Genomic DNA, 25,319 nt, shown 5'->3' with positions numbered 1-25,319 from the left:
ACTTATAAATCAATATAAAAACCAATAAAAAAGGGAGGCTATCGCCTCCCTCAAAACTCCCCTGCCTGAATTAATGATTACGGATGTATTCGTCCATATCCGTTTTCAGGTTGTCAGATTTGGTACCAAAGATAGCCTGAACGCCCGAGCCTGCGACAACGACGCCGGCAGCACCCAGTTTTTTCAGGCCAGCCTGGTCAACCTTGCTCACGTCCGCCACGCTAACGCGCAGACGGGTGATGCAGGCATCCAGGTTGGTGATGTTGTCTTTACCGCCAAAGGCCTGTACCAGCGCCGCAGACATTTCAGAACCGCCCTGAGTAACCTGCTCAGAGGCTGTGTCTTCACGCCCTGGGGTTTTCAGATCCAGCTTGGCAATCAGCACGCGGAAGATGGTGTAGTACACCAGACCGTAGATGATACCGACGATTGGGAACAGCCAGATTTTGCTGCTGTTGCCGCTCAGGACGATAAAGTCGATCAGACCGTGTGAGAAGCTGGTGCCGTCACGCATCCCCAACAGGATACAGATCGGGAACGCCAGGCCAGCCAGAATGGCATGGATTGCGTACAGGATCGGCGCAACGAACATGAAGGAGAACTCGATCGGTTCGGTGATACCGGTCAGGAACGAAGTCAGCGCAGCGGAGATCATGATACCGCCGACTTTAGCGCGGTTTTCCGGCTTGGCTGAGTGCCAGATGGCAATCGCAGCAGCAGGCAGACCGTACATTTTGAACAGGAAGCCACCGGACAGTTTACCCGCAGTTGGGTCACCCGCCATATAACGTGGAATATCGCCGTGGAACACCTGACCTGCTGCGTTGGTGTATTCACCAATCTGCATTTGGAACGGCACGTTCCAGATATGGTGCAGACCGAACGGCACCAGCGCACGTTCAACCACGCCGTAGATACCAAACGCCACTACCGGGTTCTGATAAGCCGCCCACTGGGAGAAGGTCTGGATAGCCGTACCGATTGGAGGCCAGATAAAGGAAAGCACTACGCCCAGAACGATTGCCGCCAGGCCGGAGATAATTGGCACAAAGCGCTTACCGGCAAAGAAGCCCAGATATTCCGGCAACTGAATGCGGAAGAAACGGTTAAACATATAGGCAGCGATGGAGCCGGAGATAATCCCCCCGAGTACGCCGGTATCCGCCAGGTGTTTGGCCGCAATTTCTTCAGCCGGCAGGTGCAGCACCAGCGGTGCAACCACCGCCATGGTTTTCACCATGATGCCGTAAGCCACTACCGCAGCTAACGCGGAGACACCGTCGTTATTGGTGAAGCCCAGGGCAACACCGATGGCAAAAATCAGCGGCATGTTGGCGAAAACGGAACCGCCGGCTTCCGCCATCACGTGTGAGACTACCGCGGGTAGCCAGCTAAAGTTGGCGGAACCGACGCCCAGCAGGATACCTGCGATAGGCAATACGGATACCGGCAGCATTAGCGACTTACCTACTTTTTGCAGGTTTGCAAATGCGTTCTTGAACATAGTTGAGTGTGCTCCTGAGTAATAGTGCTTTGCTACTTTTCGCGATTCTTCGCGTTGCAAGGGGGGGAGAAAAACCCCTGCAATTCAGGGTGTCTGAGCACCCCTTGAATTATTACGCAGAGTAAAATAAATAGGCTGCGCAATGTTTGATGACAGTCACGTTTCGATGAACAAAACCGGGTATTTTTCTTACATCGCCCATTTTTTGTTAAAAATGAGCAATAAACGCCCGCACCTCGCCCGAAAAACGGGTGGGAACATTACCCGTTTCGGCGATTAATTACGAGCTTAAAAAGAATTCAGATTTCGTTAACCACAGCTATAGCCTAGGCCAAAGATTAGAGTTCGATGTGAAATAAGCGTGAAAAGTTGGCGGTGGTGGCTTCAGCCAGCGTTTCCAGGCTCACGCCCTTCAATACCGCCATGTATTCAGCCACATCGCGCACATAGGCAGGTTGGTTTTCTTTGCCGCGATGCGGCACCGGAGCCAGATACGGCGAGTCGGTTTCCACCAGAATACGATCCAGTGGCACATAGCGCGCCACTTCACGCAGTTGCTCTGCATTGCGGAAGGTCAGGATGCCTGAGAAAGAAATGTAGAACCCCAGATCCAGCAACGCCTCTGCGGTAGCGCAATCTTCGGTGAAGCAGTGCAATACTCCGCCACAGTCCTGGGCATTTTCTTCACGCAGAATAGCCAGTGTGTCTTCCCGTGCATCTCGGGTATGCACGATCACCGGCTTGTTCAGATCTCGGCCGATATGAATATGTTCACGGAACGACGCTTGCTGCAGCTCAAGATTGTCTTTCTGATAGAAGTAGTCCAGCCCGGTTTCACCCAGTGCCACCACCTGCTCTGCTGCCGCCAAACGGCGCAGCTCAGCGTAGTCGTAGCCCCCCTCCAGATTGAGCGGATGCACCCCGCAGGAGAAGGCCACGTCATCGCGTTGGCCAATCAATTGCGTCATCGCCTGATAGCCCGGCAAAGTGGTGGCCACCGCCAGCACGTAACCGACATCGCGCGCCTTGGCCTTCGCCAAGGCATCATCCACATTTTGATGCAGAGTTTGGTAATCCAGGCCGTCGAGGTGACAATGAGAATCTACTAACAACATAATATTTAACTCTTTTACAGCGAATGAGGGTGGGAATAGCCGGTAGCGCCGAGCAACTGCTCCCAGCCAAGTAACTGTTCGGTCAGCAGCAGTTCGCGGTTAACGCCGACGACGCTAAGCAACTGATGGCGACAATGCAGCCATTGCTGCACGGCTTGCTGCAGCGACGTGCTGCTCAGGCGGCTGGCCAGCTGGTGCACCAGCGGTTGCTGATCCTGGTTCAGAACAAAGCCGGCAGCACCCTGCTGCCACTTCATGGCGTCCATCAACAACGAACATAGCCAGTGTAGCCGCTCAGCGACGTCTTCGTGATTCAATACCGGCAGCAGCGACAACATGTCGTGCTGCGGCAAAGCGGCACTCAGGGCCGCGCACAGCGCGCTACGTTGTTGCCAACGTTCCGGCTGGAGCAATTGCTCTGCGGCCAAGGGTGCGCCGTCATGCAAGCGCAAGGCGGTCAGGAGATCGATCTGATTACCCGGCGTCTGCCGATTCAGCCATTGCAGACTGAGCTGTTCGTCCGGACTGGCGAGATGCCAGTACAAACAACGGCTGCGCAGCGTCGCCAGCAGGCGTGAAGGCTCACGACAGCTCAGCAGGAAATAGGTTTTTTCCGGCGGTTCTTCCAGCGTTTTCAACAGGGCATTGGCGGCAGCCTCGGTCAGCAACTCCGCCTGCGGTAGCCAGATCACCTTGGCACCGCCCTGCTGCGCATGAGAATAAAGGATCTCAATCAGTTGGCGGATGGGTTCCACCCCCAGGCTGCTTTTGCCTTTTTCCGGCGTCAGCACGTGATAATCCGGGTGATTTCCTGCCAGCATCAACCGACAGCTATGGCATTCACCGCAGCTTTTCTCACCGTTGCGACGTTGGCAGATCAGCCACCGACTCAGGCCATAGGCCAGCGCATCCTCACCATGGCCGGCAGCGGCATGCAATAACAGTGCGTGATGACCGCGCCCGGTAGCATATTGCCCGACCAACTGGCGGTAAGGGGTATTCAGCCACGGGTACCAGTTCATTACGCGCCTTCCTGCTGCTGTAACCATTGGCTGACGCAACGACGAATCGCCGCCGTCACCTGATCAAGCGATTGAGAAGCATCCACGGTGATGATGGACGCATCTTGCGCCGCCAACTCCTGATAACGTGCGCGGGTACGTTCAAAGAATGGCAATGCTTCCTGTTCGATACGATCCAGTTCGCCCCGTGCTCGGGCACGCTGCAGACCCACTATCGGCGGCAAATCCAGATAAAGCGTCAGATCGGGACGAAACTCCCCTAATACCGTGTCACGCAGCGAGGCCATAAGTTGTTGATCCACACCCCGACCGCCGCCCTGGTAGGCTTGAGAAGATAGATCGTGCCGATCGCCAACCACCCAGGCACCGCGCGCCAAAGCCGGTTTGATCACCGTTTCCACCAACTGTACACGGGCCGCATACAGCATCAGAACCTCGGCCTTGATGGTCGGCAGTTCGCCCTCCACGCCGCGTTTGAACAGGTCGCGCAGTTTTTCTGCCAACGGCGTGCCGCCGGGTTCACGGGTAAAGGCAATGTCGTTGATGCCATGTTCGCGCAGTACGTCGACTACGGTATCGCGTGCGGTCGTTTTGCCCGCACCTTCAAGCCCTTCGATAACCACGAATTTACTTTTCATTCTTTTCCTTTAACGCCTGGCGATAGGCGCGCACCGCCTGATTATGGCTGGCCAGGTTGGTGGTAAATTGATGCCCGCCCTTACCGTCGGCAACAAAGTACAAATAAGGCGTCTTGGCCGGATTGGCAGCGGCTTCCAGCGAAGCCTGGCTCGGCATGGCAATCGGCGTTGGCGGCAAACCGTTGATCACGTAGGTGTTGTACGGCGTCGGCGTTTCCAAATCCTTGCGTGTAATGTTGCCATTATACGCCTCGCCCATGCCGTAGATCACCGTCGGGTCGGTCTGCAAACGCATGCCAATACGCAGGCGATTAATGAATACCGAGGCCACTTTGGTACGTTCCTCCGGGACCGCAGTCTCTTTCTCAATGATTGAGGCCATGGTCAGCAACTCTTCCGGCGTTTTGTACGGCAAACTGGCCTCACGGCCCTGCCAGGCGCTCTCCAATGCTTTAATCATGCGCAGGTGGGCACGCTTCAACAGCGCCATATCGCTCATGCCTGCGGTATACAGATAGGTATCCGGGTACAGGCGCCCTTCCGGATTGGTGCCTTCTGGCAAGCCTAGCGCCTTGGCAATTTCCGCCTCGCTTTTACCGGCCAGGGTATGTTTGAGGTATTTTGACTGTTGCAGCACCAGCAGCCAGTCCCGCAGGCGGGAACCTTCAATAAAGCGTGCGCTGAATTGGGCTTCTTTACCGCTGGCCAACAGTTTAAGCATTTGACGCACCGTCATACCCGGCGTAAAGCGATAGGTTCCAGCCTTAAACTCGGCCAATTCCGGCTCCAGGCGCAGCAACCAAGGGAACCACTGGCCATTGCGGATCAGTTTGTCCCGCACCAGCAGCCCCTCCAGGGCTACACGACCGGTCCCTGCCGGCAGTTTGAAAATGGCTTCCTGCTGGATCGCCAGTGGCGTATCCGCGAAGCGTTCAACCTTCTGGTAGCCCCAAAACAGCAGGCCCAATACCAGAACAACAATAATAGAAACGAACTTCAGCTTTCTTTTCTTCATCAATCAGCCATCGTTAACAGTGTGGGCGCAAAAAATCATAAAGTTGGCGCGAAGGGTAACACCATGATTGCGCAGTATTGACCGGCAGCAACGGCATTAACGCATTGCTCACCAGCACTTCTTCGGCATCGGCCAGCGTCTCCAGCGGCTCACTGACGCAGTGCAGCGAGTATTCGCTGCCCGCCAGCAGCTCAATAACCCGGCGACGCATCAGCCCAGCCACGCCTGCCTGGCTCAAATCTGGCGTAAATACCGCTTTCCCCTTACGCCAGAACAAATTAGCCGCACAGCATTCCACCAGCATACCGGCAGTGTCAAGCACCAGCGCCTCGTCGGCGGTTGTCTGGTCAAGATGCGTGCGGATCAACACCTGCTCCAAACGATTCAAATGCTTTAGCCCAGCCAACAGGGGATTGCGTCCCAGCGCTACCGGGCTGAGCGTCAGGCTGATGCCCTGCTCTCGCCATGGCAAATAGTGCATGGGATAGGTGCTACGAGAGACTATGCGTGTGGGAGCCTCACACCCTTGCGGGCTGTACCCCCTGCCACCGCTGCCGCGTGTCAGTATCGCTTTGACCACGCCCAATGGGATAGATTCTGCTGCGCGCACCATTTCATCTTCCAAAGCGTTCCAGTCGCAGGACGGCAGCATCAGCCGTTGCGCTGCCAACTGCAGCCGCTCGATATGCCAGGGCAGCAGGTCTATTTTCCCCTCAATCACCCGGGCGGTAGTGAAACAGCCGTCACCAAACTGCAAACCGCGATCGCTTGGCGCTAGCGCATCGTGCTGATGTCCATTAATCCAGTACATAGACTCCCCCTGACCGCGTTGGTATGACTACAGAATAACAGGCGCGGGTGCCGTTAGCAGCAGCTTGCCGTTTGGCCACAGTGTCGACAAGCAGAGCTTTCCGAGTAGCGGGTCAGCGCCATAAAAAAAGCCCGGTTTAAAAAACCGGGCTTTTTTACCGTCTGCCAGCAGAGGCATTACACCTTGCGGAAGATCAGTGAACCATTGGTGCCGCCGAAACCGAAGGAGTTACACAGCGTGTACTGCATATCACTCACCTGGCGAGCTTCATGCGGAACAAAGTCCAAATCGCAACCTTCATCCGGATTATCCAGGTTGATGGTTGGCGGAACGGCCTGGTCACGCAATGCCAATACGGTGAAGATCGACTCGATCGCACCTGCGGCACCCAACAGGTGGCCGGTCATCGATTTGGTCGAGCTGACCATCACGCGCTGTGCATCGCTGCCAAATACCGACTTCACCGCCTGCGTTTCGGCTTTGTCACCGGCCGGCGTTGAAGTGCCATGCGCATTGATATAACCAATTTGTGACGTAGTCACACCAGCATCAAGCAACGCATTTTCCATCGCCAGCGCTGCGCCCGCACCATTCTCAGGGGGTGACGTCATGTGATAAGCATCGCTGCTCATCCCAAAACCGACGACTTCAGCATAAATCTTGGCGCCGCGTTTTTTGGCGTGTTCGTACTCTTCCAGCACCATCATGCCGGCACCGTCACCCAGCACAAAACCGTCACGGTCTTTGTCCCATGGGCGGCTGGCCGCTTGAGGATCTTCGTTACGGGTCGACAACGCGCGTGCTGCGCCGAAGCCGCCGACACCCAACGGAGTACTGGCTTTCTCTGCCCCACCGGCCAGCATGACGTCGGCATCATTGTAAGCAATGATACGCGCAGCATGGCCAATGTTATGCACACCTGAAGTACAGGCGGTGGCGATCGAAATGCTCGGGCCACGCATGCCGTACATGATGGTCAGGTGGCCTGCAATCATGTTTACGATGGTTGACGGCACAAAGAACGGACTGATTTTCCGTGGGCCACCGTTAACCAGTGAACTGTGGTTCTCTTCAATCAAACCCAGGCCGCCGATGCCGGAGCCGATAGCGGCACCAATGCGGCTGGCGTTAGCCTCGGTGATATCCAATTGCGCATCCTGCATGGCTTGCATGCCGGCAGCGATACCGTATTGGATGAAGGCGTCCATCTTGCGCGCATCTTTGCGTGAGATGAAATCCTCTGAATTAAAATTCTTTACCAGGCCAGCAAACTTGGTCGCATAGGCTGCGGTATCGAAATGGTCGATCAGGCTGATGCCACTCTGACCGGCAAGAAGAGCTGTCCATGTGGACTCTACCGTATTGCCGACAGGAGACAACATGCCCAGTCCGGTCACAACTACTCGACGCTTAGACACGTTTGTCCTCCAAGGAGGGAAAATATGACACTAGGGATAGAAAAAACTTAGGCGGTCGAGTGACCGCCTAGATATGTTCTCTTACTGCTGGCTGGCGTTGATGAAATCAATAGCTGCCTGAACAGTAGTGATTTTCTCAGCTTCTTCGTCTGGAATCTCTGTGTCGAACTCTTCTTCCAGAGCCATTACCAGCTCAACGGTGTCAAGAGAATCAGCACCCAGATCTTCAACGAAAGAAGCGTTATTTAAAACTTCTTCCTGTTTAACACCCAACTGCTCAACAATGATTTTCTTAACGCGTTCTTCGATAGTGCTCATACTCTTAAATTTCCTATCAAAACTCGCTTTCGCGATGGTTTTCGTAGTGTATAAAATGTTGAAAAAGATGCAACTAAATCCCGGCTGGTCAAACCACGATTTTACGCTATTCTGCGGTTTTTACCCCAAATAACGCAAATAGTTTTCGCATTTTTTAAATCATGTACATGCCGCCATTGACATGCAACGTTTCACCGGTGATGTAGCCAGCCTCATCAGAGGCTAAAAATGCAACAGCGCTGGCGATTTCTTTAGCATCCCCCAGCCGATTGGCTGGAACTGATGACAAAATGCCTGCACGCTGATCATCTGTCAACGCCCGTGTCATGTCCGTCTCAATAAAGCCAGGTGCCACGACGTTGACCGTAATGCCACGCGAAGCAACTTCGCGTGCCAAAGACTTGCTAAAACCAATCAGACCGGCTTTAGCCGCCGCGTAATTAGCCTGCCCTGCGTTCCCCATGGTACCAACTACGGAACCGATGGTGATGATACGGCCAAACCGCTTTTTCATCATAGCTCGCATTACCGCTTTTGACAGACGGAATACGGAAGTCAGATTGGTGTTCAGGATATCCTGCCACTCGTCGTCCTTCATACGCATCAGGAGGTTATCACGCGTAATACCGGCATTATTCACTAAAATGTCGATTTCGCCAAATTCAGCACGAATAGATGCCAGAACGCTGTCGATAGATTGAGCATCGACCACATTCAACGCAAACCCTTTGCCGCTTGCACCCAGGTAGCTGCTGATAGCCTCAGCGCCGCTTTCACTGGTGGCGGTGCCGATGACTTTGGCGCCACGTGCCACAAACGTTTCTGCAATAGCCCGGCCAATACCCCGGCTGGCGCCGGTGACCAGAACAACTTTACCTTCGAAGCTCATTGTTTTCCTCTTTATTGTTCAAGCGCCGCTGTCAGGCTGGCTGCGTCATTAACCGCCGCCGCCGTCAGGGTGTCAACAATACGTTTAGTCAGACCGGTCAGAACTTTACCCGGACCAACCTCTAGCAGCAAGGTAACGCCCTGTGCTGCCATAAACTCTACGCTTTCGGTCCAACGTACCGGGCTGTACAACTGGCGCACCAGTGCACTGCGGATCGCTTCTGGATCGGTTTCGGTGCTCACGTCGACGTTATTCACCACCGGGACCTGCGGTGCGTTGAAGGTAATCTCCTGCAACGCCACAGCCAGCTTGTCTGCGGCCGGTTTCATCAGTGCGCAGTGCGAAGGCACGCTCACCGGCAACGGCAACGCACGCTTGGCGCCAGCGGCTTTACAGGCCGCACCAGCACGTTCAACCGCTTCTTTATTCCCTGCGATCACCACCTGGCCCGGTGAGTTAAAGTTCACCGGTGAAACAACCTGCCCCTGGGCAGACTCTTCACAAGCCTTGGCGATGGCGGCGTTGTCCAGGCCGATAATGGCGGACATCGCGCCTGTGCCTTCCGGCACCGCTTCCTGCATCAGTTTGCCGCGCAGCTCAACCAGACGGATTGCCGCCTGGAAATCCAGCACGCCCGCACACACCAGCGCCGAGTATTCACCCAGGCTATGGCCAGCCATAATGGCCGGCGTTTTTCCGCCCTGCTGCTGCCAGACGCGGAAAATGGCTACGGAAGCGGCCAGCAATACCGGCTGCGTCTGCCAGGTTTTATTCAGTTCTTCCGCCGGCCCTTGCTGCACCAGCTGCCACAGGTCGTAACCCAGGACGGAAGAGGCTTCGCTGAAGGTCGCTTCAACGATCGGATATTGAGTGGCCAAATCGGCCAGCATGCCCAGAGTCTGTGAACCCTGGCCTGGAAAAACAAAAGCAAATTGCGTCATTTTTTCTTCCTGTTATATCAGAAACGAACCAGCGCCGAGCCCCAGGTAAAGCCGCCGCCAAAGGCTTCCAGCAGCACCAGTTGGCCGCGTTGGATCCGCCCATCACGCACCGCTTCGTCGAGCGCTGCAGGGACCGAGGCGGCAGAGGTGTTACCGTGACGATCGAGCGTCACTACCACTTTATCCATCCCCATACCCAATTTTTTCGCCGTCGCGCTGATAATACGCAAATTGGCCTGGTGCGGCACCAGCCAGTCCAGCGCGCTGCGATCCAGATTATTGGCCTGCAGCGTTTCATCAACGATGTGAGCCAGTTCGGTAACCGCAACCTTGAAGACTTCATTACCCGCCATGGTGACATAGGCCGGCTTGTCCTGATCCTGACGATCCTTGAACGGCAAGGTCAACAAACCGCCGTAGCTGCCGTCGGCGTGCAGATGGGTCGACAAAATGCCCGGCTCTTCAGAAGCCCCCAACAGCACCGCGCCTGCGCCATCACCAAACAGAATGATAGTGCCGCGATCTTCCGGATCCAGCGTGCGTGACAACACGTCTGCGCCGATCACCAGAGCATGCTTCACCGCGCCGTTTTTAACATACTGATCGGCGACGCTCAACGCATAGGTGAAACCGGCACAGGCCGCAGCCAGATCGAATGCCGCACAGTCTTTGATGCCCAGCATCTGCTGCACCTGGCAGGCAGAACTTGGAAATGCGTGGGTCGAGGTGGTGGTAGCCACAACGATCAGCCCGATGTCTTCTTTAGCCACACCTGCCATTTCCAGCGCTTTTTCAGCAGCATGGAAACCCATCGTCGCAACTGTTTCATCAGCGGCGGCAATACGGCGTTCACGGATACCCGTACGTGAGACGATCCACTCGTCAGAGGTATCCACCATTTTTTCAAGGTCAGCGTTGGTGCGCACTTGTACGGGTAAATAACTCCCCGTACCGAGAATCTTTGTATACATGTACGATCAGTCACTCTTAGGTAATACAGCTTCAAGGCGCGCAGCAATCCTGTCAGGGACTTGCCGCTGCACCGCCTGCACAGCCTGTTCGATTGCCACTGCAAACGCGTGTGGGTTTGCAGCGCCGTGGCTCTTGATTACGGTGCTGCGCAATCCTAACAGACATGCGCCATTATACTGGTCGGGGTTCAGGTGGCCGAACCGCTTTACCACCCGTTTTTGCAGCCAACGGCCCAACAATTTTAACCACCACGCCTGCTTGCCACCGTCTCCGGATGATTTCAGCAGCGATAAAAATACTCTTACCACCCCTTCCATGGTCTTCAGGGTGACGTTACCCACAAAGCCGTCGCAGACCAACACATCGGTTTTACCGGTGAGAAGATCGTTGCCTTCCAGGTAACCAATATAGTTGATTGCCGGAGTATTTTTTAGCACGGCGGCCGCTTCGCGGATATTATCCAGGCCTTTGGTTTCTTCTTCACCAATATTCAGCAGCGCCACGCGAGGTTGCGCAATCCCCACCACCTCTTCGGCCATAACCGCGCCCATCACCGCGAACTGCACCAGCATGGTACTGTCGCATTCGACGTTGGCGCCCAGATCCAGCACCACAGTTTTACCACCCAACTGATTCGGGATCACCGTCATCAGCGCCGGCCGTTCAATACCGTCCAGCGGCTTGATCAGCATTTTCGCCAACCCCATCAACGCACCGGTATTACCTGCGCTGACACAACCTTGCGCATCGCCGTTTTTAGTCAGTTCCAGCGCAATGCGCATGGAAGAACCGCGGCTGGCGCGTATCGCTTGTGAGGGTTTGGCGTCGCCGGCTATCACAGATTCAGCGGGCACAACTTGCAAACGTTCCAGAAGAACCGGATCGGCTTTGGCAAGTAAGGGAGAGAGGGTGTCGGGATTGCCGACCAGCAGAAGATGAAGCTGTAAATTAGAGGCCAGTGCCTGCAATGAAGCAGGCACTGTGACGCAGGGACCGAAGTCCCCGCCCATTGCATCTAACGCCAGGGTTAGACGAGTCAAGGTATCGCTACTTAGCCGATAACCTTGCGACCGCGGTAGAAACCGTCGGCAGTGATATGGTGACGCAGGTGAGTCTCGCCAGATGCTTTATCAACAGACAAAGTGGCGGTGGTCAGAGCATCGTGTGAACGACGCATGCCACGCTTGGAACGGGTTGGTTTATTTTGTTGTACGGCCATGGACCTTACTCCTTGATTACTTACGCTTTAAACTGGCTAATACGGCAAATGGATTTGGTTTCTCCGCCTCTTCAGGCAGTTTGCCAAACACCATATCCGCTTCGGACACTTCACAGTGTTCAGATTCATGTACCGGGACGACAGGCAGTGAAAGAATAATTTCGTCTTCAATCATTGCCAGCAGATCGACTTCGCCAAACTCATCGACTTCGATCGGCTCGTACGCTCCCGGTAATGCCTCAGCCTGCTCATCATTGACGACCGGGCTAAAACAATATGTTGTGTGAACATGATGTTCAAACGGAACTCCACAGCGTTGGCACATCAGCATTACCTGGACGTCCGCATGCCCTGTTATCACCGCGAGGCGCTGGTTATCAATATCAAAGGATAACGAGACCTCAACATCACTGTCCACACTGACCACAGAGGCGGCGACACGTGTAACCTGCTCAGGCGCATAGGAACCAACATAGTCCAGGCGTTTCTGAGCGGTACGTACCGCATCAATGGTCAAGGGTAATTTTACCTTTTGCATAGGGCGCGCATATTAACTTTGTAACGACTTAGAGTCAAAGAAAAAGGCCGTAAAACGGCACCTTTCACCAATATTCGCTTCCTCAGCGGCGGACAGTTTAAAATGCCTACTCTATTTACGCTACGGTTTACGAAAAAAATTATGCAAAGACTCCTGCTTGCCTCCACCTCGACCTACCGCAAGATGCTATTGGAAAAACTGCATCTGCCTTTTATTTGTGATGCTCCCCAGGTCGATGAAGCCCCACTGGCCGGGGAAAGCGCCGAAGCGCTGGTGCTGCGATTGGCAACGGCAAAAGCCCAGGCATTGGCCGCCGCCTACCCCGACCACCTGATTATCGGCTCCGATCAGGTCTGCGTGATCGACGGTAAAATCACCGGAAAACCACACACCGCAGAAAATGCCCGCGCGCAATTACGCCAGGCCAGCGGCCAAAGGGTCACCTTTTATACCGGCCTGGCGTTATACAACAGCCATAGCCAACACCTGCAGGTGCTTTGCGAACCCTTCCACGTGCACTTCCGTGCGCTGAGTGACGCTGAAATCGCCGCCTATATCCGCCTTGAGCAACCGCTCAACTGCGCAGGCAGCTTTAAAAGTGAAGGTTTGGGCATCGCGCTGTTCGACAAACTGGAGGGACGGGATCCGAATGCGTTGATCGGCCTGCCGCTGATCGCACTGCTGGAGATGCTGCGGGCTGAAGGCATCAACCCGCTGGGATAAATAGGGTTTACTGCTGTTTGGACTGCTTGCGCAATACCTGCAGGCAGTGGCGCAATTCTGCGTCCATCGGGGCTTCGATACGCATGGTTTCGCCGGTGCCCGGATGTTCAAAACGCAATGCCGCTGCATGCAGGAACAAACGTTTAAGCCCGGTCCCCGCCAATTGGCGATCGAACTCACGATCGCCATAACGATCGTCAAAGGCTATTGGATGCCCGGCGTGCAGCGCGTGAACGCGGATCTGGTGAGTACGCCCGGTGATCGGGCTGGCCTTGACCAGCGTCGCATGCTCAAAACGCTCTTCCACCTTAAAGCGAGTTTCCGACGGCTTGCCTTCGCTGCTGACACGCACGATGCGTTCACCGCTCTGCAGAATGTTTTTCAGCAACGGTGCCTGCACCGCTTTGCAATGCGACTGCCACTCACCGCGCACCAGTGCCAAATAATCCTTCTGCATCCCTTTCAAGCGCAGTTGCTCATGCAAGGAGCGCAGCGCAGAACGCTTTTTCGCCACCAGCAGTACGCCCGAGGTATCGCGGTCCAAACGGTGAACCAACTCCAGGAAGCGGGCTTCCGGGCGCAACGCACGCAGAGCTTCGATGACGCCAAAACTCAGGCCGCTACCGCCATGCACCGCAGTGCCGGAGGGTTTATTCAGCAGCAGCAGGTGATCGTCTTCATACAGAATGCAATGGGCCAGCGCGGCCACTTTATCCAGTTTGGCCGAGACCGGCGCGTCTTCACGCTCAGCAACACGCACTGGCGGCACACGCACCACATCACCGGGCGCCAGCTTGTATTCCGCCTTGATGCGTCCTTTATTAACGCGCACCTCGCCCTTGCGCACGATGCGATAAATCATGCTCTTCGGCACGCCTTTTAAGCGGGCAAGTAGAAAGTTGTCGATTCGCTGACCGGCTTCATCGTCAGAAATCGTGATTAGTTGTACTGCAGGAATGTTCGTTTTCATGGGGCAGGATTCTAAATAGAGCGCGTAAATAGCGCCACTTCTTTTTATGTGCTTAACTGTCTCTCTGACTGCAGGCGAAATCTCAGCGGACAATAAGGCAGCAAGCCGGTTTGAACGTTTGCGATTTCTTCCGCAGTTAAGGAAAAGTCACCTTGCTATAACAGTATCAGCAGTGGAATAATGCGTTTACTTTCCACGTTGATTCTCGTTAAACAGGGAAAACTGTGGAATTATAAAATTTGTCTGATGGCACAAAAACGCAGCAATGGCGTAAGACGTAATGTGAAATCAAACAATTAGCGGGCTGCGGGTTGCAGCTTGGCCGGCAAACGGAATCAGATCTGTCGACGTAAATCAGAGGCTATTCCCCTAGTAAAAGTGCTGTTTTTCACAAAGAAATACAGGCTTACCGAGATAATGCGCCCCTATGCAGGCGACAACCGTGAGGTTGACGGCTTTGCGAGAAGACACGGGGTTTTCGGTTTTAATCCGGCCATGAGGTTATTTTGCCCGCAGCTTTGTCGATAATGTAAAAATAACGAGTAAGTTAAGATGAAAAGAATGTTGATTAACGCAACTCAGCAGGAAGAGTTGCGTGTTGCCTTGGTAGATGGACAGCGGCTGTATGATTTGGATATTGAAAGTCCGGGTCATGAACAGAAAAAAGCGAATATTTACAAAGGCAAAATCACTCGTATAGAACCAAGTCTTGAAGCAGCGTTCGTAGATTACGGCGCCGAACGACATGGTTTCCTCCCTCTTAAAGAAATCTCTCGCGAATATTTCCCAAGTAACTACTCTTCTCATGGTCGCCCAAACATCAAAGATGTGCTGCGCGAAGGCCAGGAAGTGATCGTTCAGGTTGATAAAGAAGAACGTGGTAACAAAGGCGCTGCCTTGACCACCTTCATCAGCCTGGCCGGCAGTTATCTGGTGCTGATGCCGAACAACCCACGTGCCGGTGGTATTTCACGCCGCATTGAGGGTGACGACCGCACCGAACTGAAAGAAGCTCTTTCTTCCCTGCAACTGCCAGATGGCATGGGTCTGATTGTTCGCACCGCGGGCGTGGGCAAATCTGCCGATGCGCTGCAGTGGGATCTGTCATTCCGCCTGAAGCACTGGGAAGCAATTAAAAAAGCCGCTGAAGGCCGCGCTGCGCCATTCCTGATCCATCAGGAAAGCAACGTTATCGTGCGTGCATTCCGCGACTATCTGCGCCCAGACATCGGCGAAATCCTGATCGACAACCCAAAGGTTCTCGATCTGGCCAAAGAGCACATCGCTGCCCTGGGCCGTCCGGATTTCAGCAGCAAGATCAAACTGTACAGCGGCGAAATCCCTCTGTTCAGCCACTATCAAATCGAATCCCAAATTGAATCCGCGTTCCAGCGTGAAGTTCGCCTGCCTTCCGGCGGTTCGATCGTTATCGACTCAACCGAAGCGCTGACCGCTATCGATATCAACTCCGCGCGAGCAACCCGCGGCGGCGATATCGAAGAGACTGCGTTCAACACCAACCTGGAAGCGGCGGACGAGATTGCTCGCCAGCTGCGTCTGCGTGACCTTGGCGGCCTGATCGTTATCGACTTTATCGATATGACCCCGGTTCGCCATCAACGTGAAGTGGAAAACCGTCTGCGTGACGCCGTCCGTCAGGACCGTGCACGTATCCAAATCGGTCGCATTTCCCGTTTCGGCCTGCTGGAAATGTCGCGTCAGCGCCTCAGCCCATCACTGGGTGAATCCAGCCATCACGTCTGCCCGCGCTGTAACGGCACCGGCACCATCCGTGATAACGAATCGCTGGCACTTTCCATTCTTCGTCTGATCGAAGAAGAAGCGCTGAAAGAAAATACCAAAGAAGTTCACGCCATCGTGCCAGTACAGGTGGCATCTTACCTGCTGAACGAAAAGCGTGAATCGGTGAGCGCGATCGAAAAACGTCAGGGTGGCGTGAAAGCGATCATCGTGCCGAACGATCAGATGCAAACCCCGCACTACTCGGTACTGCGCGTGCGTAAGGGCGAAGAAACACCAACCCTGAGCTACCTGTTGCCGAAACTGCATGAAGAAGAGATGGCCCAGCCGCTGGAAGATGCACCGATGGAGCGCAAGCGTCCGGAGCAACCTGCACTGGCTTCGTTCTCTCTGGCTGCAGATGCCCCACCACCAGCAGAAGAACCTGTTGTGGCTCAAGCTACCGTCGCCGCTACTGCTACCAAGCAAACCGCACCAGCCGCTGCCAAGCCGGGCTTGTTGGGCCGTCTGTTCGGTGGTCTGAAAGCGCTGTTTGCCGGTGAAGAGCAGCCGGTTGTCGAAGCCAAACCTGTGGTTGAGGCGCCGAAGTCTGAAGGCAACGGTGAAAACCGCCGTCAGGATCGTCGTGGTCAACGTCGTCAGGGTACCGGTCGTAAAGATCGTGGGGAGCGCGGAGAACGTGGTGAGCGTGGCGATCGTCCAGAACGTGGCGAGCGTAAAGAGCGCGGTGAAGGTCGTGATAACCGTGAGCCGCGTGAAAATCGCGAACCTCGCGACAACCGCGAAGGCCGTGAAACACGCGAAGTGCGTGATGAGCAGCGTCGTAACCGCCGTAATGCGCCACAAACCACTGCTGCCGTAACCGAAGAGCCGCTGTCTGAAGAAGCCGCCAAGGCACAGCGCGAAGAGCAGCAACAGCGCCGTGACCAACGTGCCGAACGCCAGCGTCGTCGTCAGGAAGAGAAACGTCAGGCTCAGCAGGAAGTGGCCGCGCTGGAAAGCGTAGAAACCGCAACCCCTGCCAACGCCAGCGTTGACGAAGATCTCGAAGAACGTCAGATGCAGAACATGCAGCGTCGTCAGCGTCGTCCTCTGTCGCAGAAAATTCGCGTGCTGTCTGCGGAAGAAGAACTGCATCGTGCAGCGGAAGAACTGCTGGCGCCAAAAGCACCGGTAGTGAAAGCCCAGGACGTGAAGCCAGCCCAGGTTGAAGACAGCGTTAAACTGCTGCCGGAAACCCTTGAGGCACAGGGCGAAGATGATGCACAGGATAACCGCGCTAACGGCGAAAACGGCATGCCACGCCGCTCACGTCGTTCTCCACGCCACCTGCGTGTCAGCGGTCAACGTCGTCGCCGTTACCGTGACGAGCGTTACCCGACCCAGTCACCAATGCCGCTGGCAGGTGCTTTCGCCTCTCCAGAGATGGCTTCCGGCAAGGTGTGGGTGAGTTACCCTGTCACACAAGCCGCGCAAGTGATTGAAGAAGCAGAAGTTCAGACTGAGGCTGTTGAAATCGCTGCCGACAACGTCATGGCACAGGAAGCCGTCAGCGTAGCCGCTCCGGTTATTGCCCAAGCCGTTGCGCCGGTGATCGAACCAGAAGTTGTGGCCCCGGCAGAAGAACCAGCCCAACCGGTTGTTGAAACCGCTGAGCCTGCAATGGCTGCCCAGGCAGAAGAAACCCCGGCAGCACCGGTGGCTGAAGCGCCTGCAGTGGTAGAAGAAACCGCGGTGGTTGAAGCTGCACCGGTGGTAGAGGAAGCCCCTGCGGTTGAACCTGCCCCAGTGGTTGAAGAAACGCCGGTCGTTCCAGCAGCAACCGTTGCTGAAGAAACTGTCGCTGAACCAGCTCCGGTGTTCGTTGAGCCCGTCGTTGAAGCCGCACCAGTGCAGGAAGTTGCTGCCGCGGTAGTGGTCGAAGAAAAAGCGCCGGTTGTGCAACAGCAACCAGTACCGGTGGCAGATGTGCTGTATAAACACATCGCTACTGCGCCAATGACCAAGGCTCCTGCGCCGGACTATGTACCGGAACAGCAGCAGCAAAGTGATTGGCAGCGCCCTTCCTTCAACTTCGAAGGCAAAGGTTCTGCGGGTGGTCATGCGGCGGCAAACCAGGCTACCGCACCGGCAACCAAACCGCAGCCGGTTAACGATTAAGTTAATCTGCTCCGATAAAAAAACCCGCCAACTCGGCGGGTTTTTTATTGCCGAAAAATCGGCTCAGGCTATTTTCTTCAACTGTTTGATATCCAGCGAGTCCAGCTTACCCTCTAACTGGCTGACGAAATGCTTGAAATGCTCGGTGGCATTGTGTTTTTCCAGTGCCTCAGCGCTTGCCCAACGCTCAAAAAATACGAAGGTACCCGGCTTTTCCAGATCGCGGTGCAGATCATATTGCAGGTTACCCAGTTCCTGGCGGCTTGGATCGATAATCGCATGCACTACATCGCTGACGGCGGACACAAACTCGGGTTTAGCCTGTAAGGTGGCAATAACACGTACTTCCATTTCTCTCTCCCATTCCACATGATTAACGTTGATAACCTGACAGTTATGACGCAGGTATCATTCAAATCCCTGTCACTATGCCCCCGAAAGCCAACTGATTTCAACTTGCCGTGAACAAACAGATGCATCGCAAGCGCTTTACGCTTATCCTTACACCCCGGCGTGAATAACCCCCATTATTCGCTTTTACGTAGACCCGTTTCTAACCGCCGGAGCCTTGCAACATGACCGCACAACCTCAAGCCCTAAAAATTCGCCGCCCTGACGACTGGCACATCCATCTGCGCGATGACGACATGCTGAAAACGGTATTGCCTTATACCAGTCAGGTCTTTGGCCGGGCGATTGTGATGCCGAACCTGGCTCCGCCAATTACTACCGTCGCCGCGGCTTGCGCTTATCGTGACCGTATTCTGGCAGCGGTTCCTCAGGGACATGATTTCACCCCGCTGATGACCTGCTACCTGACCAATTCACTGGATGCAGCCGAACTGGTCAACGGGTTTGAGCAAGGCGTGTTCACCGCCGCCAAGCTGTACCCGGCCAATGCCACTACCAATTCCAGCCACGGCGTCAGCGATGTTAAAGCCATTTACCCGCTGTTCGAGCAAATGCAGAAAATCGGCATGCCACTGTTGATTCACGGTGAAGTGACCGATGCCGCCGTTGATATTTTCGATCGCGAGGCTCGCTTTATTGAGCAGGTCATGGAGCCGATTCGTCAGCAGTTCCCAGAGCTGAAAATCGTCTTCGAGCATATCACCACCAAAGAAGCGGCGCAGTACGTGCAGGAAGGCAATCGTTTTCTTGGCGCGACCATCACCCCTCAGCACCTGATGTTTAACCGCAACCACATGCTGGTTGGCGGTATCCGTCCGCACCTGTTCTGCCTGCCAATCCTGAAACGCAATATTCACCAGGACGCGCTGCGCAAAGCCGTTGCCAGCGGTTCGGATCGCTTCTTCCTCGGCACCGACTCCGCACCACATGCCAAACACCGCAAGGAATCCAGCTGCGGTTGCGCCGGCGTATTCAACGCTCCCAATGCGATCCCGGCTTACGCCAGCGTGTTCGAGCAACTCGGTGCGCTGGATCATCTGGAAGCCTTCTGCTCATTGAACGGCCCGCGTTTTTATGGCCTGCCGGTCAATACCGATTTCATCGAGCTGCAACGCGTAGCGACGACTCAGCCGGAAGAGATCGCCATGGGCAGCGAAACGGTCATTCCATTCCTGGCCGGGGAGAGTCTGAGCTGGTCGGTGAAAGCATAATTATCTTTTTTTAATCCAGCCTCTTGCCCCCGCGCACGGTTAACTGTATAAATATCCAGTAAATCGCTTCGGGGGCAATTATGCGTGTTGAAGTCACTATAGATAAAACCAAACCGCTACCGTCAGGGGCCATCGAAGCTCTGACCAGTGAGTTGAGCAAGCGGGTAAACCGCCAATTTCCAGACACTGTGGTTCAGGTCCGTTATGCCGGTTCCAATGGGCTTTCGGTTCTGGGCGGCCTGAAAACAGATAAAGATCTGATCGCGGACATTCTCCAGGAAACCTGGGAAAGTGCTGACGATTGGTTTAGCGCAGAATAATACTGCAATGTAGTTTTTGCCGGGGGTCGCTCTCCGGCTTTTTTGTATTTGGAACCCGGCACAACGCGGTTTAATTTTCCGCTGGAAGAAAAGCCTTATCTGGTCTGTACTGAATGCTTTAACAGGAGGTATTTAAGATGGCCCCGGACAAGGTAAAAACCGAAGAAGCGATGACCTTTGGCGAGCTGCTGGCGCTGATTGCCGACCAAAAACGGCGTTTGAGCGTGCTGGAGGTGGCATTTTCCTATCTGGCTTTTGGTCTGGACGACAAAGCCAATCAATTGCTAATTCACAGTTTGAAGCTGGAATCGCAAAACCAAAATCGTGATGCCGAAACCCAGCAGCACTTTGCCCATCTGGCCCTCGAGCTGGAAAAACGATTGCACAGTGTTCCACGCCCCCCCGATGTTGAATGAATGTGATGTCTCCGTTCTCACGTCTTTGCGTACCGACGTGTCGAGTAATCACTCAAATAAATAATTATTTTGCAAAAGAAGGCAGGAAAGTCTCCACCGCTGTAGCCAGATGCGTATACTGTAATTGCTCACATGATGATGGGCCGCATTGATCCTCGTTAGTCACTCACGGTAGTCACTACTCAATAAGGGGTCTTTATGGACAGAAATGATGAAGTAATTCAGACACACCCGCTTGTTGGTTGGGATATCAGTACTGTCGACGCTTATGACGCCATGATGATACGCCTTCATTACCTGTCTTCACGAGATCAGACACCCGAAGATGCCCAAGTAGACAGAACGCTTTGGCTCACCACAGATGTCGCACGTCAATTAATCAATATATTAGAAGCCGGCATCGCCAAGATTGAAGCAACGGATTACCAGGACCTTGATCGTAAAAAGCACTAATTCACTGTACCAAAATGCCTAAGGCGCCAGCGATTATCTCTGGCGCCTTTTTCTTTGTCTGCGAGCGGCACAACGGGTGCATTGCGGCTTCCAACCTTTTATCATAACGAAATAGCAACGTATAACAGAGAAGGTATGGCACGTGGAATATGACTTAATTGTTGTGGGCAGCGGTTCGGTAGGCGCGGCGGCAGGTTACTATGCGACACGGGCCGGCCTGAAAGTATTAATGATCGACAGCGCCATGCCCCCACACCGTAACGGCAGCCACCACGGCGATACCCGCATCATCCGCCATGCTTACGGTGAAGGCGAAAAGTATGTGCCGCTGATCCTGCGAGCCCAGGCCTTATGGAATGCCCTGATTAAACAAACTGGCGAAGAACTGTTCCAGGACTGCGGCGTTCTGAATATGGGGCCGCTGGATTCTGAATTTATCAACAACGCCCAGCACAGTGCACAAAAATTCCGCCTCAATACGCAAAGCCTTAGCGCAGAACAGATTAACCAGCGCTGGCCGGAATTCAATGCACCGGAAGGCTACGTGGGGGTGTTTGAGCCTGACGCCGGGTTCCTGCGCTCGGAACAGGCCGTTGCCAGTTTCATCAAACTGGCTAAGGATGCCGGCTGCGGCCAGTTGTTTAATTGCCCGGTTAGCGCAGTCCAGCCGATTGACGGCGGTGTGGAAGTGATCACCCCAGAAGGCCGCTTTCAGGGGCGTAAAGCCGTGGTCACCGCAGGGACCTGGGTTAAAACTCTGCTGCCACAGTTACCGATCGCGCCACTGCGGAAAGTTTTTTCCTGGCATCAGGCGGATGGCCGTTACAGCGTCAACAACCGTTTCCCGGCATTTACCGTCGAAGCGCAGGACGGCAACCATTATTACGGGTTTCCTGCCGACAATGACGGCTTGAAAGTGGGTAAACACGATGGTGGCCAACCAATGGAGACACCGGAGCAGCGCAAACCTTTTGGCAGTTTCACCACGGATGGAACTGAGGTTTTCCATTTTCTGCGCCAATTTTTACCGGGTGTAGGGGTATGTTTACACGGTGAAGCATGCAGTTATGATATGAGTCCTGATGAAGATTTCATTATCGATACCCTGCCAGGATGCGACCGCTTAATGGTCATCAGCGGCCTGAGCGGCCATGGTTTCAAGTTTGCCAGCGTGTTAGGTGAGATCGCCGCACTCTTTGCTGAAGATAAAACCCCACCGGTGGATATCACTCCTTTCTCACTGAAACGCTTCATTTAACCCTTTCTTGCTGACTTAATCGCAGCCGCCAACTCGCGCTGGCTGCGGCTTAGCCTTTTAGTTACACACCGAAATCATCATAGTAATCTGAAATCTATCGTAAAAAATATTTCAACGGAAATTTCTGGCGTAAGTATCCGGATTTCCGAATTGATCCCCTGTGGTGTAAGTTCTATTTTACAGTTGATATGCCCCTGCTAATTCTTCGAACAACAAGGACGTCACCATGAAACTGCTTGTCGTGGACGAATGCTGCTTCACTCGGGTCGGGATCGATAACTATTTTACGGACAATGTTTTCGCCCAGATAAAGTGTTGTCACAGCCTGGAACAGGCGACTCCCCTGCTGGAGCACTACCGACCCAGTCATATCCTGGTCAACCTGACCAAACATTGCCGTCATAGTGAAGATGATGCCCAACTGCAGGCTTTTATTGAAGCCACCCCATCGGCATTGCTGTTCATTTACCTGGACACCCCCTATCCCTATAGCGAAGCGCCAATGCGTATCGCCGATCATGCTTTCCTGTTCAATAAAGCCACGCTGCCGGTGACATTACGTATGATGCGGGAAAAACCGGTGTCACTGATGGATTGCAGCGTTGAACATTCGCTGTTCAGCCCGCAGGAATTGACGGTAATGAAGCACTGGATGGCGGAAATGCCCAATTACCGCATCGCAAAAAAGCTGCAAATCAGCTCGCACACCGTCTATGTTCACAAGCGGCACATCACAGAGAAAATCAACGCCCGCAACCGGCTGGAATTTTATTCGCTGTATAACGTGCTGCGTTACTTCTATCCGCCAAGTGTTTCTGCCAGCCCAATGTCATTGTCCTTACTGGCGGTTTGATCAAGGTAGGCTGATTTTAGCGGTGAAATTGGCCTATCTACACGCTTTGCACTATCGGCAGTATTAACGCTGTCCGCAAAAATCTATACTCTGCCAGTCCCTATCTTTTGGCTGGTGAGAATGCTAAACAAAATACTGTCGGCGATCGTCAACAACGTACGCGAACATCTGGTGCTGTATATCTGCCTGTGGCTGGTTTTGTTGGCGCTGGACGTCTATTTCTTCTTTATGCCTTAATGCATGTCGCCCACGTTTCCCCGCTTGCGCTTTAACCGTTTTGCCCCCCCGGAGCAGGTCCCTGGCTATGAAGGCCTTGGTGTCGTGATAAGTCAGGGAAAAGTTTTCTTTACTCCGGAGTAAGCGGTTTACCCGGCTGGCCATCACCGAGAATCACCGCCAGTTTATGCCCACCTTCGGTGGTCTCCAGTGCGATACGGGTAATAATGGTCAGGGGCACCGACAGCAACATCCCCACCGGCCCCATCAGCCATCCCCAGAAGATCAATGACAGGAACACCACCAGCGTTGACAGCCCCAGCCCGCGCCCCATCACACGCGGCTCCAGCATATTGCCAATCACCAAATTGATGGTGATAAAGCCCGCAGCCACTACCAGAGCATCACCAAATCCGTTAAATAACAGAGCCTGAATCAGCGGCGGAACGGCGGCGATCACCGAGCCAATATTGGGAATATAATTCAGCAGGAACGCCAGCAGCCCCCAGATGAAGGCAAAACGCACATCAATAACCGCAAGGAAGGCCCATACGATAATCCCAGTCGCCAGACTGATCGCCGTTTTGATCAGCAGATAACGGGTAACGCCGTCCAGCGCACGCTGTATATTGGCCATACCTTCACTTGGCTTATCCAACGCCTGCTGCAATTTGTAAGGTAATAGCTGCACTTCGAACAGCATAAATACCACGGTCATCAGCAACAGGAAGATATTGGTCATCGCGCCGGAAAACCGGCTCAACAGGCGAGTGATCAGATTCATCGCCGCACTGGGATCGACGTACTGCAGCATCGCCTCGGTGGAAATGGTAATGTTGAAACGGTCGGCGTAGTGCTGTAGTTCGCTCAACTTTTCCAACATCAAGCCGCGATACTGCGGCAATGAGCGAGCAAATTCGTTCAGAGATGCCCCCAGCACACCGACAAACAGCATCAGCAACACCACCACAACCACCACCAGCAAGCTCACACCCAGCACCCGGGGTACCCGCCAGCGCTCGAGCTGTGCCACCAGCGGATTCAGCACCATCGCGAGGAACAGTGCCAGCAGGAAAGGCACCACAACATCCACGGCCGCTTTCACGCCGGCAAGAATAATCACTAACATCGCCAGCATAATGGCCAGCCGCAGGCTGCGATCGGTCAACAGGGTTCGGCCCATACATTTCCTTTGCGTTAATAGCGCAGGCCCAAAGGGCCATCAGATGAGTGTTATGTTAGCAAACTCTCCCTTCAGGCCGCAGAGGTATTACTCCGCGAATTAAAATCCCCGTTTTGCCAAATCCTGACTGGAAATAATCGACAATCTTGACTAGGGTTTATTTGTTAAAAAAATTCACAGCACTTACGCAACATGACAAAAGTTGACAATAATATATAAATCCCTTTGTTTTCAACTCATAACATAAAAATAATATGTCTCCACAGTAATCACTTCAACGATTTCACTGATTGACTTAACGCTATCTCAGCCAAATTCTCTGATTAATATTATTAAGAAGTAACATAGTTAAATTTATTATTGATTTTATGTTTCTTAAAGTTTAATTATTGCAGCCGGATAATGAGGAAAGTAAGGAAACAGGATGCTGTGGAAAAATACCGCCAATCGTTTTGGTCATATTTCAGTGCTGATCCACTGGCTGGTCGCACTGACGGTGTACGGCATGTTTGCCCTGGGCCTATGGATGGTCACGCTGGGATATTACGATGTCTGGTATCACCAGGCACCGGAGATTCATAAAAGCATCGGGACACTGCTGTTTATCGTTATGGTGGTTCGGGTCATTTGGCGTTTCGTTTCACCGCCGCCCAAACCTTTGGCCAGCTACGGTCGTTTTACCCGCGTCAGCGCGATCCTCGCCCATCTGGCGTTATATGTCGTGCTGTTCAGCATTCTAATCAGCGGCTATCTGATCTCTACCGCTGACGGTCAACCGATCAGCGTTTTCGGTTGGTTCGACATCCCCGCCACCGTCACCGGCATGGCGGAACAGGCCGATACGGCCGGTACCATCCACCTTTACCTGGCCTGGGTCGTGGTAGTGCTTTCAGTTCTGCACGGTCTGGCCGCGCTTAAACATCACTTTGTTGATCGTGATGTTACTTTGAAACGGATGCTGGGTAGCAGCGCCGATTAACCTTT

At 53.9% G+C, this 25,319-nt stretch carries 27 protein-coding genes; 10 read left to right on the top strand and 17 right to left on the bottom strand.

What is annotated here, in order from left to right:
- Window positions 1-70: 70 nt before the first annotated feature.
- The 14 genes from ptsG to yceD all read right to left on the bottom strand — a co-directional run bounded on the left by ptsG (window position 71) and on the right by yceD (window position 12,400).
- Window positions 71-1,504: a PTS glucose transporter subunit IIBC gene (ptsG, locus tag ACNT1W_RS11660; protein ID WP_012006338.1), complete on the bottom strand. Its 1,434-nt coding sequence runs from the start codon at window positions 1,502-1,504 to the stop codon at window positions 71-73.
- A gap of 338 nt (window positions 1,505-1,842) precedes the next feature.
- Complete coding sequence (locus ACNT1W_RS11655; RefSeq protein WP_419246794.1) at window positions 1,843-2,619, bottom strand: metal-dependent hydrolase; 777 nt, start codon at window positions 2,617-2,619, stop codon at window positions 1,843-1,845.
- A 14-nt stretch (window positions 2,620-2,633) separates the two neighbouring features.
- Window positions 2,634-3,641 carry a DNA polymerase III subunit delta' gene (gene holB / locus ACNT1W_RS11650; protein ID WP_017892427.1) on the bottom strand — a complete coding sequence of 336 codons (1,008 nt, stop codon included), beginning with the start codon at window positions 3,639-3,641 and terminating at the stop codon, window positions 2,634-2,636.
- Window positions 3,641-4,279, bottom strand: coding sequence for a dTMP kinase (gene tmk, locus ACNT1W_RS11645; protein ID WP_112363269.1), 639 nt, complete (start codon window positions 4,277-4,279; stop codon window positions 3,641-3,643). The genes holB and tmk overlap by 1 nt, the downstream gene beginning before the upstream one ends.
- Entirely contained in the window at window positions 4,269-5,294 is a 1,026-nt protein-coding gene (gene mltG, locus ACNT1W_RS11640; RefSeq protein ID WP_017892425.1) for an endolytic transglycosylase MltG, read from the bottom strand. The genes tmk and mltG overlap by 11 nt, the downstream gene beginning before the upstream one ends.
- A 13-nt stretch (window positions 5,295-5,307) precedes the next feature.
- Window positions 5,308-6,105: an aminodeoxychorismate lyase gene (gene pabC, locus ACNT1W_RS11635; protein WP_261098731.1), complete on the bottom strand. Its 798-nt coding sequence runs from the start codon at window positions 6,103-6,105 to the stop codon at window positions 5,308-5,310.
- A gap of 176 nt (window positions 6,106-6,281) precedes the next feature.
- Window positions 6,282-7,523, bottom strand: coding sequence for a beta-ketoacyl-ACP synthase II (gene fabF / locus ACNT1W_RS11630; protein WP_012006332.1), 1,242 nt, complete (start codon window positions 7,521-7,523; stop codon window positions 6,282-6,284).
- Window positions 7,524-7,604: 81 nt separating this feature from the next.
- Window positions 7,605-7,841: an acyl carrier protein gene (gene acpP, locus ACNT1W_RS11625; protein WP_004719003.1), complete on the bottom strand. Its 237-nt coding sequence runs from the start codon at window positions 7,839-7,841 to the stop codon at window positions 7,605-7,607.
- Between the two features lie 154 nt (window positions 7,842-7,995).
- Window positions 7,996-8,730, bottom strand: coding sequence for a 3-oxoacyl-ACP reductase FabG (gene fabG / locus ACNT1W_RS11620; RefSeq protein ID WP_012006331.1), 735 nt, complete (start codon window positions 8,728-8,730; stop codon window positions 7,996-7,998).
- 11 nt (window positions 8,731-8,741) lie between these two features.
- On the bottom strand, window positions 8,742-9,671 hold the full coding sequence (gene fabD / locus ACNT1W_RS11615; protein ID WP_419246793.1) for an ACP S-malonyltransferase: 930 nt from the start codon (window positions 9,669-9,671) through the stop codon (window positions 8,742-8,744).
- A gap of 17 nt (window positions 9,672-9,688) precedes the next feature.
- Complete coding sequence (locus ACNT1W_RS11610; RefSeq protein WP_012006329.1) at window positions 9,689-10,642, bottom strand: beta-ketoacyl-ACP synthase III; 954 nt, start codon at window positions 10,640-10,642, stop codon at window positions 9,689-9,691.
- A gap of 6 nt (window positions 10,643-10,648) precedes the next feature.
- Complete coding sequence (gene plsX, locus ACNT1W_RS11605) at window positions 10,649-11,683, bottom strand: phosphate acyltransferase PlsX (protein ID WP_012006328.1); 1,035 nt, start codon at window positions 11,681-11,683, stop codon at window positions 10,649-10,651.
- An 11-nt stretch (window positions 11,684-11,694) separates the two neighbouring features.
- Window positions 11,695-11,862 carry a 50S ribosomal protein L32 gene (gene rpmF / locus ACNT1W_RS11600; RefSeq protein ID WP_012006327.1) on the bottom strand — a complete coding sequence of 56 codons (168 nt, stop codon included), beginning with the start codon at window positions 11,860-11,862 and terminating at the stop codon, window positions 11,695-11,697.
- 16 nt (window positions 11,863-11,878) lie between these two features.
- Window positions 11,879-12,400 carry a 23S rRNA accumulation protein YceD gene (gene yceD, locus ACNT1W_RS11595; protein ID WP_012006326.1) on the bottom strand — a complete coding sequence of 174 codons (522 nt, stop codon included), beginning with the start codon at window positions 12,398-12,400 and terminating at the stop codon, window positions 11,879-11,881.
- Between the two features lie 141 nt (window positions 12,401-12,541).
- Between yceD and ACNT1W_RS11590 the strand changes: the two genes are divergently transcribed.
- Window positions 12,542-13,123, top strand: coding sequence for a Maf family protein (locus ACNT1W_RS11590; RefSeq protein WP_156779286.1), 582 nt, complete (start codon window positions 12,542-12,544; stop codon window positions 13,121-13,123).
- Between the two features lie 7 nt (window positions 13,124-13,130).
- On the opposite strand, the gene rluC is transcribed toward ACNT1W_RS11590, so the two are convergent.
- Window positions 13,131-14,093, bottom strand: coding sequence for a 23S rRNA pseudouridine(955/2504/2580) synthase RluC (rluC, locus tag ACNT1W_RS11585; protein ID WP_012006324.1), 963 nt, complete (start codon window positions 14,091-14,093; stop codon window positions 13,131-13,133).
- A 552-nt stretch (window positions 14,094-14,645) separates the two neighbouring features.
- Here rluC and rne point away from each other — a divergent pair.
- Window positions 14,646-18,014: a ribonuclease E gene (gene rne / locus ACNT1W_RS11580; protein ID WP_419246792.1), complete on the top strand. Its 3,369-nt coding sequence runs from the start codon at window positions 14,646-14,648 to the stop codon at window positions 18,012-18,014.
- Window positions 18,015-18,077: 63 nt separating this feature from the next.
- Here the strand turns inward: rne and ACNT1W_RS11575 are convergent, their stop codons facing one another.
- Entirely contained in the window at window positions 18,078-18,365 is a 288-nt protein-coding gene (locus ACNT1W_RS11575; protein ID WP_012006322.1) for a putative quinol monooxygenase, read from the bottom strand.
- Window positions 18,366-18,589: 224 nt separating this feature from the next.
- On the opposite strand from ACNT1W_RS11575, the gene pyrC reads away from it, so the two are divergent.
- The 7 genes from pyrC (at window position 18,590) to ACNT1W_RS11540 (ending at window position 23,173) form a co-directional block, all read left to right on the top strand.
- Complete coding sequence (pyrC, locus tag ACNT1W_RS11570) at window positions 18,590-19,636, top strand: dihydroorotase (protein WP_017892415.1); 1,047 nt, start codon at window positions 18,590-18,592, stop codon at window positions 19,634-19,636.
- An 80-nt stretch (window positions 19,637-19,716) separates the two neighbouring features.
- Entirely contained in the window at window positions 19,717-19,956 is a 240-nt protein-coding gene (gene dinI, locus ACNT1W_RS11565; RefSeq protein ID WP_012006320.1) for a DNA damage-inducible protein I, read from the top strand.
- A gap of 137 nt (window positions 19,957-20,093) precedes the next feature.
- Window positions 20,094-20,372 (top strand): hypothetical protein, encoded by a 279-nt coding sequence (locus ACNT1W_RS11560; RefSeq protein ID WP_012006319.1) that lies wholly within the window; start codon window positions 20,094-20,096, stop codon window positions 20,370-20,372.
- 198 nt (window positions 20,373-20,570) lie between these two features.
- The gene (gene bssS, locus ACNT1W_RS11555; RefSeq protein ID WP_012006318.1) at window positions 20,571-20,825 is read left to right on the top strand and encodes a biofilm formation regulator BssS; all 255 of its coding nucleotides are present in this window, start codon (window positions 20,571-20,573) and stop codon (window positions 20,823-20,825) included.
- 142 nt (window positions 20,826-20,967) lie between these two features.
- Complete coding sequence (gene solA / locus ACNT1W_RS11550; RefSeq protein ID WP_261129444.1) at window positions 20,968-22,083, top strand: N-methyl-L-tryptophan oxidase; 1,116 nt, start codon at window positions 20,968-20,970, stop codon at window positions 22,081-22,083.
- Between the two features lie 226 nt (window positions 22,084-22,309).
- Window positions 22,310-22,936, top strand: coding sequence for a LuxR C-terminal-related transcriptional regulator (locus tag ACNT1W_RS11545; protein WP_012006316.1), 627 nt, complete (start codon window positions 22,310-22,312; stop codon window positions 22,934-22,936).
- A 120-nt stretch (window positions 22,937-23,056) separates the two neighbouring features.
- The gene (locus ACNT1W_RS11540; protein ID WP_012006315.1) at window positions 23,057-23,173 is read left to right on the top strand and encodes a DUF2770 family protein; all 117 of its coding nucleotides are present in this window, start codon (window positions 23,057-23,059) and stop codon (window positions 23,171-23,173) included.
- Window positions 23,174-23,282: 109 nt separating this feature from the next.
- Here ACNT1W_RS11540 and ACNT1W_RS11535 read toward each other — a convergent pair whose 3' ends face one another.
- A complete protein-coding gene (locus ACNT1W_RS11535) occupies window positions 23,283-24,335 on the bottom strand; it encodes an AI-2E family transporter (RefSeq protein ID WP_259188542.1) in 1,053 nt (350 codons plus the stop codon).
- 424 nt (window positions 24,336-24,759) lie between these two features.
- On the opposite strand from ACNT1W_RS11535, the gene ACNT1W_RS11530 reads away from it, so the two are divergent.
- Entirely contained in the window at window positions 24,760-25,314 is a 555-nt protein-coding gene (locus tag ACNT1W_RS11530) for a cytochrome b (protein ID WP_012006313.1), read from the top strand.
- The last annotated feature ends 5 nt before the right edge of the window (window positions 25,315-25,319 follow it).

Origin of the sequence: Serratia sp. NFX21, assembly GCF_048517035.1 — a bacterium.
GTDB classification, from domain to species: domain Bacteria; phylum Pseudomonadota; class Gammaproteobacteria; order Enterobacterales; family Enterobacteriaceae; genus Serratia; species Serratia quinivorans.
Note: the sequence above shows the minus strand (reverse complement) of the source record. Positions and strands in the feature narration are given on the sequence as shown.

Coding starts and splice junctions, on each gene's coding strand:
- mltG (WP_017892425.1), bottom strand. CDS start 5,294: ATGAAGAAAAGAAAGCTGAAGTTCGTTTCTATTATTGTTGTTCTGGTA.
- dinI (WP_012006320.1), top strand. CDS start 19,717: ATGCGTGTTGAAGTCACTATAGATAAAACCAAACCGCTACCGTCAGGG.
- rpmF (WP_012006327.1), bottom strand. CDS start 11,862: ATGGCCGTACAACAAAATAAACCAACCCGTTCCAAGCGTGGCATGCGT.
- ACNT1W_RS11540 (WP_012006315.1), top strand. CDS start 23,057: ATGCTAAACAAAATACTGTCGGCGATCGTCAACAACGTACGCGAACAT.
- ACNT1W_RS11610 (WP_012006329.1), bottom strand. CDS start 10,642: ATGTATACAAAGATTCTCGGTACGGGGAGTTATTTACCCGTACAAGTG.
- fabG (WP_012006331.1), bottom strand. CDS start 8,730: ATGAGCTTCGAAGGTAAAGTTGTTCTGGTCACCGGCGCCAGCCGGGGT.
- ACNT1W_RS11575 (WP_012006322.1), bottom strand. CDS start 18,365: ATGGAAGTACGTGTTATTGCCACCTTACAGGCTAAACCCGAGTTTGTG.
- rne (WP_419246792.1), top strand. CDS start 14,646: ATGAAAAGAATGTTGATTAACGCAACTCAGCAGGAAGAGTTGCGTGTT.
- acpP (WP_004719003.1), bottom strand. CDS start 7,841: ATGAGCACTATCGAAGAACGCGTTAAGAAAATCATTGTTGAGCAGTTG.
- ACNT1W_RS11590 (WP_156779286.1), top strand. CDS start 12,542: ATGCAAAGACTCCTGCTTGCCTCCACCTCGACCTACCGCAAGATGCTA.
- ACNT1W_RS11530 (WP_012006313.1), top strand. CDS start 24,760: ATGCTGTGGAAAAATACCGCCAATCGTTTTGGTCATATTTCAGTGCTG.
- bssS (WP_012006318.1), top strand. CDS start 20,571: ATGGACAGAAATGATGAAGTAATTCAGACACACCCGCTTGTTGGTTGG.
- ACNT1W_RS11545 (WP_012006316.1), top strand. CDS start 22,310: ATGAAACTGCTTGTCGTGGACGAATGCTGCTTCACTCGGGTCGGGATC.
- fabD (WP_419246793.1), bottom strand. CDS start 9,671: ATGACGCAATTTGCTTTTGTTTTTCCAGGCCAGGGTTCACAGACTCTG.
- holB (WP_017892427.1), bottom strand. CDS start 3,641: ATGAACTGGTACCCGTGGCTGAATACCCCTTACCGCCAGTTGGTCGGG.
- pabC (WP_261098731.1), bottom strand. CDS start 6,105: ATGTACTGGATTAATGGACATCAGCACGATGCGCTAGCGCCAAGCGAT.
- tmk (WP_112363269.1), bottom strand. CDS start 4,279: ATGAAAAGTAAATTCGTGGTTATCGAAGGGCTTGAAGGTGCGGGCAAA.
- ACNT1W_RS11535 (WP_259188542.1), bottom strand. CDS start 24,335: ATGGGCCGAACCCTGTTGACCGATCGCAGCCTGCGGCTGGCCATTATG.
- rluC (WP_012006324.1), bottom strand. CDS start 14,093: ATGAAAACGAACATTCCTGCAGTACAACTAATCACGATTTCTGACGAT.
- pyrC (WP_017892415.1), top strand. CDS start 18,590: ATGACCGCACAACCTCAAGCCCTAAAAATTCGCCGCCCTGACGACTGG.
- ACNT1W_RS11655 (WP_419246794.1), bottom strand. CDS start 2,619: ATGTTGTTAGTAGATTCTCATTGTCACCTCGACGGCCTGGATTACCAA.
- ptsG (WP_012006338.1), bottom strand. CDS start 1,504: ATGTTCAAGAACGCATTTGCAAACCTGCAAAAAGTAGGTAAGTCGCTA.
- ACNT1W_RS11560 (WP_012006319.1), top strand. CDS start 20,094: ATGGCCCCGGACAAGGTAAAAACCGAAGAAGCGATGACCTTTGGCGAG.
- yceD (WP_012006326.1), bottom strand. CDS start 12,400: ATGCAAAAGGTAAAATTACCCTTGACCATTGATGCGGTACGTACCGCT.